This is a genomic window from Gordonia aurantiaca (genome assembly GCF_039939235.1).
Classification (GTDB): Bacteria; Actinomycetota; Actinomycetes; order Mycobacteriales; family Mycobacteriaceae; genus Gordonia.
The window spans coordinates 1,061,820-1,076,956 of sequence record NZ_JBDUUF010000001.1 but is presented as its reverse complement, the minus strand read 5'-3'; the positions used below and the strand labels follow the sequence as shown (position 1 = coordinate 1,076,956).

General features: G+C 68.2%; 14 protein-coding genes, 1 tRNA gene and 1 pseudogene. 6 read left to right on the top strand and 10 right to left on the bottom strand.

The window, feature by feature from the left end:
- Positions 1-64: 64 nt before the first annotated feature.
- Entirely contained in the window at positions 65-265 is a 201-nt protein-coding gene (locus tag ABFT43_RS04920; protein WP_347959220.1) for a helix-turn-helix domain-containing protein, read from the bottom strand.
- 142 nt (positions 266-407) lie between these two features.
- On the opposite strand from ABFT43_RS04920, the pseudogene ABFT43_RS22675 reads away from it, so the two are divergent.
- Positions 408-749 (top strand): annotated as a pseudogene (locus tag ABFT43_RS22675) (ATP-binding protein); the annotation flags it as partial.
- A gap of 540 nt (positions 750-1,289) precedes the next feature.
- Here the strand turns inward: ABFT43_RS22675 and ABFT43_RS04915 are convergent.
- Entirely contained in the window at positions 1,290-1,769 is a 480-nt protein-coding gene (locus ABFT43_RS04915) for a hypothetical protein (protein ID WP_347959219.1), read from the bottom strand.
- Positions 1,770-1,968: 199 nt separating this feature from the next.
- Positions 1,969-2,044: transfer RNA gene (locus tag ABFT43_RS04910), tRNA-Ala, on the bottom strand.
- A 90-nt stretch (positions 2,045-2,134) separates the two neighbouring features.
- Between ABFT43_RS04910 and ABFT43_RS04905 the strand changes: the two genes are divergently transcribed.
- Positions 2,135-2,881: a hypothetical protein gene (locus tag ABFT43_RS04905; protein ID WP_131735094.1), complete on the top strand. Its 747-nt coding sequence runs from the start codon at positions 2,135-2,137 to the stop codon at positions 2,879-2,881.
- Between the two features lie 7 nt (positions 2,882-2,888).
- On the opposite strand, the gene sepX is transcribed toward ABFT43_RS04905, so the two are convergent.
- The 5 genes from sepX to ABFT43_RS04880 form a co-directional block, all read right to left on the bottom strand.
- Positions 2,889-4,184: a divisome protein SepX/GlpR gene (gene sepX, locus ABFT43_RS04900; protein WP_347959218.1), complete on the bottom strand. Its 1,296-nt coding sequence runs from the start codon at positions 4,182-4,184 to the stop codon at positions 2,889-2,891.
- Positions 4,185-4,332: 148 nt separating this feature from the next.
- Complete coding sequence (locus ABFT43_RS04895) at positions 4,333-4,983, bottom strand: SIMPL domain-containing protein (protein ID WP_347959217.1); 651 nt, start codon at positions 4,981-4,983, stop codon at positions 4,333-4,335.
- 67 nt (positions 4,984-5,050) lie between these two features.
- On the bottom strand, positions 5,051-5,707 hold the full coding sequence (locus ABFT43_RS04890; RefSeq protein ID WP_109237172.1) for a GNAT family N-acetyltransferase: 657 nt from the start codon (positions 5,705-5,707) through the stop codon (positions 5,051-5,053).
- A 124-nt stretch (positions 5,708-5,831) separates the two neighbouring features.
- On the bottom strand, positions 5,832-7,136 hold the full coding sequence (glp, locus tag ABFT43_RS04885) for a molybdotransferase-like divisome protein Glp (protein ID WP_347959216.1): 1,305 nt from the start codon (positions 7,134-7,136) through the stop codon (positions 5,832-5,834).
- A gap of 119 nt (positions 7,137-7,255) precedes the next feature.
- On the bottom strand, positions 7,256-8,200 hold the full coding sequence (locus ABFT43_RS04880; RefSeq protein WP_006898910.1) for a UTP--glucose-1-phosphate uridylyltransferase: 945 nt from the start codon (positions 8,198-8,200) through the stop codon (positions 7,256-7,258).
- A gap of 153 nt (positions 8,201-8,353) precedes the next feature.
- Between ABFT43_RS04880 and ABFT43_RS04875 the strand changes: the two genes are divergently transcribed.
- Positions 8,354-8,986, top strand: a complete 633-nt coding sequence (locus ABFT43_RS04875) for a 5-formyltetrahydrofolate cyclo-ligase (protein ID WP_006898909.1) — start codon at positions 8,354-8,356, stop codon at positions 8,984-8,986.
- 72 nt (positions 8,987-9,058) lie between these two features.
- Here ABFT43_RS04875 and ABFT43_RS04870 read toward each other — a convergent pair whose 3' ends face one another.
- Entirely contained in the window at positions 9,059-9,364 is a 306-nt protein-coding gene (locus ABFT43_RS04870) for an FmdB family zinc ribbon protein (RefSeq protein ID WP_168705368.1), read from the bottom strand.
- A 225-nt stretch (positions 9,365-9,589) separates the two neighbouring features.
- Between ABFT43_RS04870 and ABFT43_RS04865 the strand changes: the two genes are divergently transcribed.
- The gene (locus tag ABFT43_RS04865) at positions 9,590-11,143 is read left to right on the top strand and encodes an alanine/glycine:cation symporter family protein (protein WP_347959215.1); all 1,554 of its coding nucleotides are present in this window, start codon (positions 9,590-9,592) and stop codon (positions 11,141-11,143) included.
- Between the two features lie 81 nt (positions 11,144-11,224).
- On the opposite strand, the gene nhaA is transcribed toward ABFT43_RS04865, so the two are convergent.
- Positions 11,225-12,496: a Na+/H+ antiporter NhaA gene (gene nhaA / locus ABFT43_RS04860; RefSeq protein WP_260870757.1), complete on the bottom strand. Its 1,272-nt coding sequence runs from the start codon at positions 12,494-12,496 to the stop codon at positions 11,225-11,227.
- A 255-nt stretch (positions 12,497-12,751) separates the two neighbouring features.
- Between nhaA and ABFT43_RS04855 the strand changes: the two genes are divergently transcribed.
- Entirely contained in the window at positions 12,752-13,423 is a 672-nt protein-coding gene (locus ABFT43_RS04855; protein WP_347959214.1) for an SAF domain-containing protein, read from the top strand.
- A gap of 280 nt (positions 13,424-13,703) precedes the next feature.
- On the top strand, positions 13,704-14,495 hold the full coding sequence (gene mscL, locus ABFT43_RS04850; protein ID WP_222114246.1) for a large conductance mechanosensitive channel protein MscL: 792 nt from the start codon (positions 13,704-13,706) through the stop codon (positions 14,493-14,495).
- Positions 14,496-15,137: the final 642 nt, after the last annotated feature.

Below are 15,137 nucleotides of genomic sequence, written 5' to 3'. Positions count from 1 at the left end.
AGTGGATCAGGATATGGGGTGCCACCGACAAAGTGTCAGCGGCGGCCCGAAGTGAGCGACGCGCTCACCCCGGCGGGGAGGGTTCGGAGTCGGCGGCCGCCCCACCTCGTCGCACCCAGTCGTCGATCTCGCTGGCTTGAAACTTCCAGAGGCGTCCGACCTTGTGGGCGGGCATGGCCTTCTCGGCGATCCAGGTGTAGACGGTGTCTTTGGTGACCCCGAGGTGGGCGGCGATGTCGTCCGCAGACAGCCAAGGCTCAGGCACTCAAGTCCTCCAGGGTGGGATCGACCGGGTATGACCGGGTTGATCCGATCCTACTCGGGGTAGCTCCGGTCTACACGGAAGAACTCGGCTGAGTGTGGCGTGGAGACGGGTGCTTGTCGGTGTTCTTCCGTAGCCTTGCCTCATGGAAGACCTCGTGCTCACCGCCAGCGACGACCACGTCGCACGTCTCGCTCACGAGGGCGACCCCGTACGCGCGATCATCGAACTGATCTGGAACGCAGTCGACGCCGAGGCGACGAACGTCGTCGTCACGATGGAGCGCAGCTCGATGGATGCCATCGATCAGGTACGCGTCGAAGACGACGGACACGGCATCAGCTCCGACGAAGTGGCCTCGACGTTCGGCCGCATCGGAGGCTCCTGGAAATCGTTGAGCGAGAAGTCCAAGAACGGCAAGAGGTACCTTCATGGCAAGCTCGGCGAGGGACGACTACGCGCCTTCGCACTTGGCTCTCGGGTGAGCTGGGTCAGCATCAGCGACAACACGATCGGGCAGCGCGAACAGATCACGATCACCGGGAACCGGAGCAGTCGCGACCGGTTCCGCTGGGAAGCCACGCCTTCAACCTCCGACTCAACGGGTACGGTCGTCACGGCGCACAACGACGAACAGCGGTCGCTGAGCGCGCTCGAAGCAGACGACGTGCTCCCGACCCTGCGATCGCACTTCGCGCCGCTTCTTCTCAACGACCAGTCGCTGACGATCACTTACGACGGTTCCGCGCTCGACCCATCGCAAGAAGTGGTCAATGACACGACATCGCCGCTTCCTTTCGGAGAGAACGGAGAGAACGAAGCCGTCCTGCGGATCATCGAGTGGCGGTCGGGCAAGCATCGAGCCGTCTCCTTCGGTCCTGATGCTGATCACTTCCCATACGAGACATCCGGGACACCTTTCGAGAACCAGTTCACCTATTCCGCCTACGTGACATGGAACAAGCTCGGCATCGATGAGCTCGCTGCACTCGGGCTCGGCGACATGGCACCCGACGCCGTCGGGGAACTATGGACAGCCGCGCGGGAGGCAATCCGCGCCCACTTCAACGCGCGCCGTCGCGAACGACGTCGGGAACAGGTTGAGCACCGGAAGGAAACGGGGGTGTACCCGTACAAGAGCGAGCCGGCGAACGAGACGGAGCGCGCAGAGCGGGCCGTGTTCGATGTGGTTTCCGGCACACTCGTTCCCCACATCTCGAAGACCAGGAAGCAAGCGCAGTTGACGCTCGAGCTCCTTCGCGACGCGATTCGTCACGATCCGGGGAAGCTGACAACGATCCTGCACGAGGTCGTCGCTCTCAACGAAGCCGACCGCGAGACCCTCACGAAATTGCTCAGCGAGACCACGCTGTCGGCAATCATCCGTTCTGCCAACGTCGTCGCGAGCCGCCACAAGTTCCTCGTCGCGCTGGAGCATCTGCTCTTCGATCCAGATGACTCCGGGAAGGTGGGCGAACGTGACCATCTTCACAAGGTGCTCGAACACGAGCTATGGGTCTTCGGCGAGTCGTACCACCTCATGAGCACCGAGCGAAGCTTGACGGAACTCCTGCGCAATCACCTCAAGCTCGGCGGCCTGCCGACGAAGGATGTCGAGACGGTTCGTCGCTGGGACGGCAAGACAGGCCGAACCGACCTCCACCTTGCCGCCAAGAACAAGGAGCACGACCGGATCAGGCACCTCGTGGTGGAGCTAAGGGGAATCGAACCCCTGACCTACTCGATGCGAACGAGTCGCGCTACCAACTGCGCCATAGCCCCTGGAGGATCGTCGAACGATCAACCGGGAGACACTTTAGCAGCCCCACCGCCCCGAATCCCAAACGCCCAAGTGATGGCTAGGCTGGGCCCGTGCCTCAGATGTCTGATCAGCAGTTGGCCGGCGTTCTCGACAACGTCGTGGGGGTGATCAACCCCGTCCTCGACGTGCTCGCCGAGCGCGACCCGCTGGGCTTGAAGGACCACACCTTCCACGACCACGACCACCCCGACTCACGCCTCCAGCAGGCACAGCACGCCGCCGCACAGTTGCTCGACGCCGCGGACTGGCCGGGCACCCAGGGTTGGAGCCGGCGGCCGATCCACAAGCGGGCGAGCTGGTGGGTCACCCGCATCGGCGCCCTCAACACCGGCGCGGTCGCCTTCCCCGGGGTCTTCGGGGTGTGGGCCAAGCGGCTCCCGATCACCCCGTATCTCGGATTCGCCAACCAGGCCATGGTTCTCGTCGCGATCGCCCGCGAGTACGGCGTCACCGACCGCGACCGTCAGGTCGCCCTGCTGGCGGCCGTCCTGTGTGGTCGCGACATCACCCCGAAGGACCTCGACGGCGAGTCCGCAGAGGCGTTGCCCGCCGAACCCGAGGAGCGGAGAAAGTCGCTCCTGGGTGGCATCTGGGAGGCCGCGAAGCTGCTGCGCGCCGTCGACGACGAGTTCCAGAAGCGCCCGCAGCCGTTCGCCCTGTTCCGGATGCTGGGCTACATCCCGCTCATCGGGGCACCGGCGACGTACGTCGGTGAGCGCCTGGCGCTCTCGCACGCGGCGAAGCTCGGCGAGAAGTGGTTGCAGGCGCGGGGACTGACGACGGCCGCGAGGTCCTGAGACCGGGTCAGCCGACCCGGCGGTACTCGATGTCCTCGCGCTCCATCCGGCGCCGCTGGAACGGTGGCAGGTGGTCGAACACCGGGTCCTCGTCGTCGATCTCGAGCACGACGACCCCGCCGGGACGACGCAGACGCTCGGGCGGCGGCGCGGCGGCGAACTCCGGCACCGCGGCGGCGCGTCGACGACGCTCCTCCTCGGCGAGCGCCGCCCGCTTGGCGCGTGCGAGTCGCTGGGCGCGGATCTGCTGTTCGACCTTCACGGCCCGGCGCAGGTAGGTCAGGTAGCCGACCAGGGCCACCGCGGCGAGGCCGGCGGCGACCCAACCGACCGTGCTGAAGACGAAGCCGGAGATCAGAGCCAGGATCAGGAGCACGAAAAGGCTCAGCGTGACCCGCTGGCGCTCACGGTATTTGAGCTCGCGTTCCTTCTCCGACGAGTAGATGCTGCGGCTCGCGCGACGTTCGGGACGTGCGGTGCGGTGGACCGGTGCGGCCTCCTCGACGACCTCGTCCTCCACCTCTGCGGCCTCGTCCGACGGACGGGCTCCACGGGCGTAGTCGTCGTCCTCGTCCTCGTCGAGCTCGTCGGTCGCCTCGTATTCGGCGTCCTCGTCGTACTCGGCGCCGTCGTACTCGGTGTCGTCGTACTCGGTGTCGTCGTACTCGGCGTCGTCGTACTCGGCGTCGTCGTCGAGGTTCGAATCGTCGTGATCGTCGACCTCGGTGTCGTCGTGGTCGGCGTCCGCGTCGTAATCGGCATCGTCTTCGGCATCGGCGTCGTGGCCGACGTCCTCCGAATCGGTCTCGGCGACCTCGGACTCGACCTCCTCGTCGGCGTCTGCCTCGAGATCGAAGTCGCCGGCCGCCTCTTCGGTCGCACCGCCCTCGAGATCGGCGTCGTCGGGTTCGATGGTCGGCTTCTCGACATCGGCATCGACGACGCGCTGTATCGTCGTGGCGACCTCGACGACCTCCACCTCGGTCTCGACGCCGTCCATCTCGACGATCTCGACCTTGGTGTTCTCGTCGGCGGTGTCCTCATCGGGCTCGAGGACCGCGGCCGCGGTGGTGCTGGACGCCTTGCGCGACGGCTTCCAGTTCGGATCGTGCGGGTGGCGTGCCGACGAGCGGCGACGCGCGCCGGCAGCGGTCTGCGCCCGCGAACCTCCACGGTGCAGCAACCGAGTCTTCTTCACCGCATCAGTCGACTTCAGGATCTGCGGACGCCCCTTGATGACCATCGGGACCAGGACGAAGAGCCAAACCGCGACGAGACAAACCCACAAAACGGAGTTGGGCATGCGACTCTCCCTTCATTCACTCTGGTCACACGAGGCCACAACACAATCTAGGGCCCGAAAGACCCAGTTCCGCGCCGACGCGCCGTAGCGCGACGATGTCGTTGCGGATTCACACCGCGCTCTCAGCGCGCCGCGCGCAACGGCGGCGTCACTCGGCGCGGAACCGCGCGTCGACGGCGACGCGGATCTCGATGTCGTCGGCGCGCAACTCGAGTGACGGCGCCGGCGCGCCGGGGACTGCGGCCGCGAACATCCGCCCGCCCGTCGAGGGCACGTGATCGGACATCTCCGGATCCGACAGCAGGACCGCGGTGACCGGACCCCTGCCGACGGCGTCGGAGTAGGCCTGCGCCTTGGCGATCGCGTCCTCGACCGCTTCTCGGCGCAACTCGCGCTCGTGGTCGCGCCGTCTCTCCTCGGTGACGTCCCAGTCGACCCCGCCGACCACGACGCCTTCCACGCTCGACCACTCGTCGAGGAACTCCGACAGCTTCTCGAAGTCGACGAACTCGGCGTCGATGCGAAGACGGGTGTTGTACACCGGATCTCGTCGCTCCCCGTGTTCGGAGTAGGGCCGGTAGGAGTAGATCCGCACCGACTCGGCGGTCCACCGGCTCACCGCGCCCGCCGACTCGAGTCGGGCGAGCGCACGCGTGATGTCCGAGTGCAGTCGCACGGCCTCGGCGTACACGCTCGCCTTGTCCGGCCCCTCCAGGTGCACGGCGAGGTCGACGACGCCGCGCTCTGGCGAATACTTGCCGCGGGCACGGCCGCGGACCACTATCTCCAGATCACTCACGTCGGCGAGCCTATGCGAGAGTCCCGACACACGAACCGGGATCGCACCTTCGCGGCGGCGGCGCGGGCTACACGAACGTCGCCCGGCCCGACCGGACGAGCGCCTCGACCGCCGACCCCACGACCTCCTCCGCGGTGAGCGCGAACAGGAGGTGATCACGCCAGCGCTTGTTGACGTCCATGTACCGGACCAGCAGTCCTTCCTGCCGGAAACCGATGTGCTTCAGCACTTTCTGCGACGCCTCGTTGGCCGGTTGCACGGTGGCGTCGAGGCGGTGCAGCCCGACCGGGCCGAAGCAGTGGTCGACGCCGAGGGCGACCGCGGCGGTGGCGATGCCCTTGCCCGAGTGCGCTTCGTCGACCCAGTAGCCGATCCACGCCGTGCGCACCGCGCCGCGCTGGATGTTCCCGACCGTCAGCTGGCCCACGTACCGACCGTCGAGCTCGATGACGAAGGGCAGGATCGTGCCGCGTTTGGCCTCCGACTTGAGCACTGCGAACAACGGCGGCCACGACGACGGCTGATGCCGTTCGGCCCAGCTGCCGACGCCGGTCGGTTCCCATGGCAGCAGTGAGTTCTGGTTGCGGATCCGCAACTCGCTCCACGTCCTGGCGTCGCGTATCTTGACCGGCCGCAACGTGACCGCTCCCGCACTGGTTCCCAGGGGTCCCAGCGTCGCCGGCCAGCCCGGGCTGCCTGTCGCGCCACTCAGCCACCTGAACACGAAGAGCAGTCTAGGGCCTGGGGGTTTGTTCCCCGTCACAGGACGTGAAAAGTGAGACGTCCGTCTCGCCTCTTCGCAGGTCAGCGCGGCGCCGCCGCCCCGTGTGCGGTAGCGACCGGATGCGTCAGCCGCGCTGTGCGAGGAATGCGACCTCGACCTCGTCGCCGGTGCCGAGCTCCTCGACGTAGGGTTCGACCATGATCAGACAGTTCGCCTCGGCGAGTTCGGCGAGCAGATGCGACGATCCGGTCGGCGACGCGCCGAGCACCTGCACCAGGTACTCCCCCGTGCGCTCGTCACGCATGAGCTGTCCGCGCAGGTACCCCTTGCGCCCGCGCACCGAGGCGATCGGGCCGATCGTGCGGGCCCTGATCACCCGCCGCATCGGCTGGCGCTTGCCCAGGGCGATGCGGATCAGCGGCCGGACCATGACCTCGAAGGTCACCAGGGCGCTGACGGGGTTCGACGGCAGCAGGAAGGTCGGCACCTCGTCGCGGCCGAGCCGCCCGAACCCCTGCACCGAGCCGGGATGCATGGCCACCCGGACGATCTCGAGTTCACCGAGGTCGGCGAGGGCGTCGGCGATCGCCTTCGACGCCGAGCCGCCGACCGCGCCGCAGATCACCACGATCTCCGAGCGGATCAGCTGGGCCTCGACCACCTCGCGCATCCTCGACGCGTCGCGTTCGGCGATGCCGACGCGGTTGACGTCGGCGCCGGCGTCACGTGCCGCGGCGGCGAGGGCGTAGCTGTTGACGTCGTAGATCTGTCCCGGTCCCGGGGTGCGGTCGATGTCGACGAGTTCGCTGCCGACCGAGATCACCGACAGCCGGGGCCGCGGGTGGACCAGCACACGCGACTGTCCCACCGCGGCCAGCAGGCCGACCTGTGCAGGTCCGATGATCGAGCCCGCCCGGACCGCGACGTCGCCGGGCTGCACGTCGTCACCGACGCGGCGCACGTAGCTGCCGCTCTCGACGCCGTGCCCGATCTTGACCCGTTGGTCTCCGCCGTCGGTCCAGCGCAGCGGGACCACCGCGTCGGCGAGGGTCGGCATCGGTGCCCCGGTCTCCACGCGGACGGCCTGGCGCGGCTGCAGCCGGGTGGGCGTCCGCGAGCCGGGCGCCACCTCCCCGACGACCGGCAGCGACACGATCATCGGCTCGCCGGCCTCGAGGTCGACGAGTTCGGCGCCACCCGGATCGAAGTCCTCGAGATCCTCGGGGGCCAGGACGCCGGCGAGGGCCACGTCCACGGCCCGCACCGCGTACCCGTCGATCGCGGCCTGGTCGAACCCCGGCATCGGATGCTCGGTGACGACCTCCTCCGCACACATCAACCCCTGCGCCTCGGAGATCGCGACGCGCACCGGACGCGGCGCCACCGCGGCCGCGGTCACGAGCGCCAGATGATCTTCGACCGACCGCATCTCACCGCTCTTCCCGTCTCATCTGCACACATCTTCCGAAACGATGCTCGGTACAACAGACAAACGGTATCGGCCCCGCGCGCCCGATCGGTCGAGGCGCGCGGGGCCGATGAGTGTGATCAGCCCTCGGCGAGCCGCTTTTCCAGCCACTCGCGCAGGTCGGGACCGTAGTCGTCGCGGTCGAGCGCGAAGTCGACGCACGCCTTGAGGTAGCCGCCGGGGTTGCCGAGATCGTGGCGGGTGCCGCGATGCACGACGACGTGGACCGGCTCGCCCTCCTCGATGAGGAGCGCGATGGCGTCGGTCAGCTGGAGCTCGCCGCCCGCACCGGGCTTGATCCGGCGCAGCGCGTCGAAGATCTTGCGGTCGAGGATGTAGCGGCCGGCCGCGGCGAGATTCGACGGCGCGTCCTCCGGCGCCGGCTTCTCGACCATGCCCTTGAGGCGCATGACGTTGGGGTTGTTCGCGTCGGGTAGCGGCTCGACGTCGAAGACGCCGTATGCGCTGATGCTGTCCTCGGGGACCTCGATCGCGCACAGCACCGACCCGCCGCGACGCTGCCGGGTGCGGGCCATCACCTCGAGGACCCCGCCGGGCAGGACCAGGTCGTCGGGCAGCAGGACGGCGACCGCGTCCTCGTCGTCGTCGAGGTACTCCTCGACGCAGCCGACGGCGTGGCCGAGCCCGAGCGGCTTCTCCTGCACGACCGACTTCACGTCGAGCAGGTTCGGCGCCTTGCGGACCTTGGCCAGCATCGCCTCCTTGCCGCGCTTGGCGAGGGTGTTCTCCAGGACCAGATCGTTGACGAAGTGTGCGACGACGCCGTCCTTGCCCGGGGAGGTGACGATCAGCAGGCGTTCGGCTCCGGCTGACTTCGCCTCCTCGGCGACCAGCTCGATGCCCGGGGTGTCGACGACGGGCAGCAACTCCTTGGGCACCGTCTTGGTGACGGGGAGGAACCGCGTCCCGAGCCCCGCCGCCGGAACCACCGCGGTACGCGGTATCGGCGGAGTGTTGGGCACGCCTTCGTACTCGCTGAAGTCATCTCTGTTCGTCACACTCATGTATCCACCCTAGGACAGGCCGGGCGCGGTGGCCGGACGGGCGACGGGCGACGGGCCGCGTCCCGAGCCCCGTCGCGACGCGCCGTTCGATATTGTTCGGGCGAACTGACCGCGCCGGTGGCGAGCCACTCACCCGGGAAGGACGGCCGTGTCGTGCCCACTCACAAGGACCAGCGTCGGCAGGAGGCCGCGAGCCGACGGGCCGCGATGCCCGCGTCCGATCGAGAACGTGCGGCCCTCGACCTCGCCGAGTGGATCCACACCTGCCCGTTCCGGCTCGAATACGACGTGACGGTCGCCGCGTACGTGCCGGTGGGGACCGAACCGGGGTCGGTGCCCGCCGGTTCCGGGGTGGCCCCGACCGCGATGCTCGACGCTCTGCTCGACCGCGGCGTCACGGTGCTGCTCCCGGTGGTGCCCGAGGGCGATCCCGCCCCGCTCGACTGGGCCCGGTACACGGGTCCGCGCTCGCTCGAGACCCGCCGCTGGGGACTGCTCGAGCCGACCGGGACGCGACTGGGCACCGCCGCGATCCGCGCGGCGTCGGTCATCTTCATCCCGGCGCTGGCCGTCGACCGGACCGGGATACGACTCGGCCGCGGTGCGGGGTACTACGACCGGAGCATCGCCGGGCTCTCTGCGGAGCTCGTCGCGGTGGTCTACGACGACGAGCTCGTCGACTCGCTGCCGTCCGACGCGCACGACGTCCCGGTGGGCTGGGTCCTCACCCCGGGCGGCGGGTTCCGCGAGCTGGCCGCTCCCCGAACCGACGACAGCACCGACTGACGACAGCACGAAGACCTGGTCCGCGCGCGGCGTCCCAGGTCTTCGTGCTGGTGAAGTCGTGCGTCCCGGCGATCAGGCCGGGGTCGCGGCCTTCGAGTCGGTCTTGCCCGAGCTCGAGGAGTCCGAGCTGCTGCTCGACGACGAGCTGCTCGAGGAGCTGTCCGACGACGAGGACGACGCGGTGTCGGCCGAGGACGAGCCCGAACGCGAGTCGGTGCGGTAGAAACCGCTCCCCTTGAACACGATGCCGACCGAGTTGAACAGCTTGCGCAGACGACCGGCGCACTGCGGGCACTCGGTCAGGGAGTCGTCGGAGAACGACTGGACGATGTCGAACTTGTTGTCGCACTCCGTGCAGGCATACGAGTAGGTGGGCACCTGAACCTCCGAAAGTCAGTAAACGCTGACAAGTGTAACCGATCTTGGCACTCAGGCATTCCGAGTGCTAAGCGGGCCCGCGGGAACGCCGGGCACGACGATCATTTCCAAAACGAATCTTTCGGACATCGGGGTGTGCATCCGCCCGTCGTCGGGCAGAGTGTTCTGCGCGTCGGGGTCCAGCCAGTGGCCCGCTCATCGTCAGAGCCACCCGCCGGGAGTGAGATGACCGATTTCCTCGCCAAACTCAACGACATCATCTGGAGCGATCCACTGGTGTACCTGTGCCTCGGCGCGGGCGTGTTCTTCTCCGTGAGGTCCCGCCTACTCCAGCTTCGCCACATCCCGGAGATGATCCGCGTGATGGTCCGCGGCCACAGTTCCCCGGACGGGGTCTCCTCGTTCCAGGCGCTGATGATCTCGATCGCCGGGCGCGTCGGCACCGGCAACATCGCCGGCGTGGCCACCGCCATCGCGTTCGGCGGCCCCGGCGCGATGTTCTGGATGTGGTTGGTGGCGTTCCTCGGCGCGTCGACCTCGTTCGTCGAGTGCACGCTCGGCCAGATCTACAAGACGCGTGACCGGCTGACCAACGAGTACCGGGGCGGCCCGGCGTACTACTTCAGCCAGGCGTTCGCGCACACCAAGGCGGCACCGTTCTTCAGGATCTACGGATTCGTGTTCGCCGCGGTGACGGTGCTGGCCTGCGGCGTCCTCCTGCCCGGCATCCAGTCGAACTCCATGACCGTCGCGATGAGCCAGGCGTGGGGCATCGCCGACTGGGCCGTGGCGATCGGCATCGTCATCATCCTGGCGTTCGTCATCATCGGCGGCGTCAAGCGCATCGCCGCCTTCGCCTCGATCGTCGTGCCGTTCATGGCTGTGCTCTACATCGTGTTCGCGCTGATCGTCGTCTTCACCAATGTCTCGCAGGTCCCCGAGGTGTTCCGCCTGATCTTCGCCAGCGCGTTCGGCGCCGACGCGGTGTTCGGCTCGATCATCGGCTCCGCGATCATGTGGGGCGTCAAGCGCGGCATCTACTCCAACGAGGCGGGCCAGGGAACCGGCCCGCACGCCGCGGCCGCCGCCGAGGTCTCCCATCCCGCCAAGCAGGGTTTCGTGCAGGCGTTCGCCGTCTACATCGACACGCTGTTCGTCTGCTCGGCCACCGGATTCCTGATCATCACGACGGGGGCGTACCGGGTCTTCGAGGGCGAGAGCGCCTCCAACCCGGTCCTCGGCGAGGGCGGTCTGCTCACCGAGGCCGACATCCCGGTCGGCCCGTCGTTCGTGCAGATCGGTTTCGACAGCATGTGGAGCGGCGCGGGCTCGACGTTCGTGGCGGTGTCGCTGGCCTTCTTCTGCCTGACGACGATCATCGCGTACTACTACATGGCCGAGACCAACCTGCGGTTCCTCATGGGCAAGGCCTCGACCATCTACGTCCGCCCGCTGCGCAGCACCCTCGGCGCGAACCTCACGCTGATCCTGCAGGCGGCGATCCTGGTCTCGGTTGCCTATGGCGCCGTGTCCACCGCCGAGGAGGCCTGGACGCTCGGCGACATCGGCGTGGGCCTGATGGCCTGGCTCAACATCCTGGGCATCCTGGTCCTGCAGCAACCGGCGTTCAAGGCGCTCCGGGACTACGAGCGCCAGAAGAAGCAGGGCAAGGACCCGGTCTTCGACCCGGTCGCGCTCGGGATCGTCGGGGCCACGTTCTGGGAGACCTACGACCCGGACGAGAGCCGACGGCCGAAGGAGGAAGTGCTCGAGAAGTGAGCGGCCGCCTCGGCGGGCAGTAGCCCAGGCGACGAGAGGCCCCGGGACACGACGGTCCCGGGGCCTCTCGTCGTGGATCTCTCAGCCGCCGATGTAGTCGCGGTTCATGTCCGGGATGTTGTCGCGGTTCATGTCGTTGTCGCGGGCCTGGCGCGCATCCCAGCGCAGCAGGACCGCGGCGAGCGTCGCGGACACGAGCGAACCGAACAGGATCGCCGCCTTGGCGGCCGCGGCGTGGTCGTCGGAGCCGCCCTCGAAGCTGAGTTCGGCGATCAGGAGCGCGACGGTGAACCCGACGCCGGTGAGCATGCCGATGGGCAGCAGGTCTCGGATGCCGATCGCGTCGGGCAGCCGGAGCGGGGTCAGCCTCGTCATGAGCCACGTAGAGCCCAGCACGCCGATCAGTTTCCCGACGACCAGGCCGAGCGCGATGCCGATGGAGACCGGCTGGACGATCGAGCCCTCTCCCCCGATGACCGTCACGCCTGCGGAGGCGAAGGCGAAGATCGGCAGCGCGACGGCCGCCGAGTACGGACGGACCGCGTCGTCGAACCACTCGGTCCGGGGTCGGCTCTCGCCCCGGATGGCGATCGCCGGCACGGTGAAGCCGAGCAGCACGCCGGCCACGGTGGCGTGCACGCCCGACGCGTGCATCAGCGCCCAGGCCACCACGCCCAGCGGGATGAGCAGGGGCCACAGCTTGCGCTGTTGACGGACGAGCACGCCGAAGACCACGATGACCGCGAGTGCGGCGCCGAGCATCGCGAAGTCGATCTCGTCGGTGTAGAAGGTCGCGATCACGATGATGCCCAGCAGGTCGTCGACGACGGCGAGGGTCAGCAGGAACGTCCGCAGAGGCACCGGGAGTCCGCGACCGAAGATCGCGAGAACCGCCAGCGCGAACGCGATGTCGGTTGCGGTGGGGATCGCCCACCCGCGGAGTCCCTCCGGATCCCCGATCGCGACCACGAGCACATAGAACAACGCCGGGGTGATCATGCCGCCGATCGCGGCGGCGATGGGCACGCCGGCGAGTTTGAGGTCGCGCAAACCACCGGCGACGAACTCGTGCTTGAGCTCGACCCCGACCACGAAGAAGAAGATCACGAGCAGTCCGTCGGCCGCCCAGTGCGCCAGCGACATGCGCAGGTGGAGCGACTCGGGTCCGATCTCGGTGTGGAGGAACGACGAGTACGTCTCCCGCCACGGCGAATTCGCCCAGACGACGGCGACGAGCGCTGCCACGAGGAGCAACGCACCACTGGTGGTGTCGAGGGCGGCGAGCTTTCTGAACCGCTCGCGCCGCGAGAGCATGGACTCGTCGTCGGTGGCCGATTCGGCGCCGGTCGTCATCGGCGGTTGTTCGGTCATCGAACTCCTCGGTTCCGGGGGACGCCTCCCGCGTCCATGTGACACCGCCCGCGTTCGAGACGGCGGCCGACCAGTCTTCCCGGCACACCCTTGCTTTCTGTTCCGTGGCAACAGTAACGGAGGTCCCGCCCGATGGCTCGCCCCGTACCTGTGGACAAGTTCATCGCTCGGGTCTCCCGCTGTGGACACGGAGGCAACGCCGAGGCCCCGGCCGGGCCTCGGCCCTACCGTGCGCGTATGCCCGATTTTCGCGCGTTCCACACCCCTGACCCGCTCGCCCCGCGAATCCGTGACCGAGTTCGCCTCGCGCTCCGCCCGGGCTGGACGCGCAGCCTCGCGCTCCGGCGCGGGCTGGCGGTGACTCTGGTCGGCGCCGCCTGCGTCGTGGCGGTCACCGGGGCCGGGGATGACGGCGAAGCCGTCGTGCTCGTCGCCGCTCACGACCTCGTTCCCGGGCATGTGGTCGGGTCCGGCGACTTCCGACCCCTGGGCGTGGCCCGTGCGACGGTCCCGTCCGGCGCGATCACCGACACCGGTCTCGCCGCCGGCCGCACGGTCACCGGTCGGGTGCGGGCCGGGGAGATCCTCACCGACACGCGTCTGCTGTCGTCGCGGCTGCCCGCCGACCTCACCGGTGACGCCGACGCCCGTCTTGTGCCGGTTCGGCTCTCGGACCAGGCGGTGACCGCGCTGCTTCGTCCCGGCGACGTCGTCGACGTCCTGACCGATTCGGCCGACGTCCTCGCCCGACGCGCGGTTGTCGCCCTCCACGCCGACGGCGGGTCGCCCGACGGCACGCTCGGCGGACGGTCGACCGTGTCTCCGGTGCTCCTGGCCATGGATGCGGCGTCAGCGCACCGGGTCGCGGCAGCGGGTCTGGACTCCGCGCTGGCGGTTGTCTTGCACTGAGACGACAACCATTCCGGCCCTGAGGAGCGCGCTCGACGCAGCCGAGAGCTGCGCCTCATCTGCCCGGTTCGCCCGAAATCGCCACCGACGACCCTGCAGAAACCAGAGTCGCAGAAACATGTTTCGTCCGCGACACCTGTGGGGATGTGAACCAAATGGATCGCCCCGTTCGCGATCGTGGATAGGGTGGTACGCGTTCGCACAACAAATGTCGGGTTTCGCACCGACCACATGGAATCGCCGAACAAGAGCGGGAACACCTAAGGAGGGGCCGCACACCGTGCTCAAGGGATTCAAGGACTTCATACTGAAGGGCAACGTCGTCGAGCTGGCGACAGCGGTCATCGTCGGCGCGGCGTTCACCGCGATCGTCACCGCCTTCACCGACGGCATCGTCCAGCCGATCATCAACGCCATCCCGGTCGGTAGCGACGCGGCAGAGGGACTCGGCTTCCAGATCACCGACAACGCCTCGACCTTCGTCAACATCGGCAGCGTCATCACCGCGTGCATCAACTTCCTGATCATCGCCGCGGTCGTCTACTTCATCATCATCCTGCCGTACAACAAGCTCGCCGAGCTGGGTGGTTTCGGCAAGAAGGCAGAGGTCACCGAGGTCGCGCTCCTCACCGAGATCCGCGACCTGCTCGATCCCGAGAGCACGTCGAAGGCCAAGGCCGAAGCCGAGAGCGACCTGCCCGACCACCTCAGCGAGCCTTCCGCTCCCGCCGTCGAGAACTACGGTTCGCCGTCGGGCGGCCAGGCGCCGTATGAGGCACCGGGCGGAGCCGGTACGACGCAGCGCATCTCGGCACCGCCGCAGGAGCAGGCCCCCCAGGGCCCGCCGTCGCAGCCGCAGGCCTCCCCGCTGTACCAGTCTCCGCACCCCGGTCCGGGACAGGGCGGCCAGCCCTATCCGACGCCGCAGCCGGCGCCCGGGAACTACCCGCCGCCCGGCAACTACCCGCAGCCGGGCAACTACCCGCCGCCCGGGTCGCAGTACCCCGGCGAGCAGTACCCGGGTGACTTCCCCGGCGAGAACCCGGACTCCCCGGGACGCCATTCCCGCTGACATACGAACGACATTCGGCCCCTGCCATCGCGGCAGGGGCCGAATTGTTGTGTGCGTGTTGGGCTCTGGACGGCTTATATCGAAGGCGCACGTGCCGTCGTAGAGGCGGTCGTACGCACGACGATCCATCGAATCTGCTGCCCAGCCGCTACTTCACCGACTCGTAGGAGCGGGCAGGCGTTCACGACATTCGCTCCGATGCCGCAATGCAACTCGTGTGAGCGGACACCGTCGTCGACGTTCCCACGGAGCCACCGCGGCCGAGACATGGCGCCAAGACGATTTGTCATTTGTCCGGCGACCCCGTCTCGCCCTGCAGGAGTCCCGCAGCCGCGCCCGTGGCTTCGTCGCCTCTGAATCGCGCTGGGTTTCGTTCCGCTTGATCAGTCAGGATGGGAACGATGGCCAGGTATACGAACGAGATGCGTGAACGAGCGGTCCGGATGGTCGCCGAGGTCCGCCCCGAGCACCGGCACGAGACCGCCGCGTTGCGGCACGTCGGGGGGCTGTTGGGGATGAACGTTGAGACGCTTCGGCTGTGGGTCCACCGCGCCCAGGTCGACGCCGGGGTCCGGCCAGGGACGACGTCACGTGGACAACGAGCCCCTGCCGCCTCGCGCGGCAGGGGCTCGTTGCATTTCA